At 49.1% G+C, this 760-nt stretch carries 2 protein-coding genes; one reads left to right on the top strand and one right to left on the bottom strand.

Going from position 1 to position 760, the window contains the following annotated elements:
- Positions 1 to 150 (bottom strand): NAD-dependent epimerase/dehydratase family protein (locus R7Q48_RS26835; RefSeq protein ID WP_318133281.1); only part of this gene is annotated, 150 nt, incomplete at its 3' end.
- Positions 151 to 244: 94 nt separating this feature from the next.
- Between R7Q48_RS26835 and R7Q48_RS26830 the strand changes: the two genes are divergently transcribed.
- Positions 245 to 760, top strand: a 516-nt coding sequence (locus R7Q48_RS26830) for an MATE family efflux transporter (protein ID WP_043037900.1), incomplete at its 3' end; no start/stop codon positions are given.

Genomic DNA, 760 nt, shown 5'->3' with positions numbered 1-760 from the left:
CAGTGTAAGGCTGGGATGTGGGCTGGTCCTAGACTCCAAATAATCAATATGTCGAGATGCTGCGGTTACGCTGTAACCTTTATCGAGCAGTAGAGGAAGAAGCTGAGAACCAATGTAACCAGAGGCACCTAATACCAACACCTTTTTCATTATCCGTCCTTTTATTGCTGGTGGAAAAATCACCGCTGGGTATAATCATGAGACACTTTCCCCATTCTATCAATAAGTTGTCGTTGGAGTGCTCGTGACTTTTCTATCTCAACTCTCAACTCACGCAGATAAAGCCTTTTTGCGTCGATTGTTCGCAATAGCACTTCCCATCACGCTGCAAAGCATTATGTTTTCCAGCCGAAGCCTAGTCGATGTATTGATGCTAGGGCAACTTGGTGAAGCCGAAATTGCCGCTGTGGGAGTCGCAGCTCGAGCGACGTTTGTTACCACCATCATGTTAGTTGGGGTGACCACGGGTGGCGCACTGCTTACCGCGCAGTACTGGGGAGCGGGAGACAAAATTGGCGTAAGACAAAGTACGTCGCTGACTTGGATGATTGCGATGGTGTTTGCCGCGCTGGCCGTTTGTTTATTCGTCTTTTTCCCGCAGCCAATCATGGGCTTGACCACGGACTCCCAAGAGGTGATTGAGCTTGGGTCAAGCTACTTGGTAATTTCATCAGCCAGTATGTTCGCAGTGGCGTGTGTTGCCAGTATGGCGGTGGGGTTACGTGCTATGCATCAACCAGGGTTGAGTACTTTCTTTAGC

Source organism: Vibrio sp. 378, from assembly GCF_033339435.1.
The sequence above is the reverse complement of the archived record's forward strand: the minus strand, read 5'-3'. Positions and strand labels throughout refer to the sequence as shown.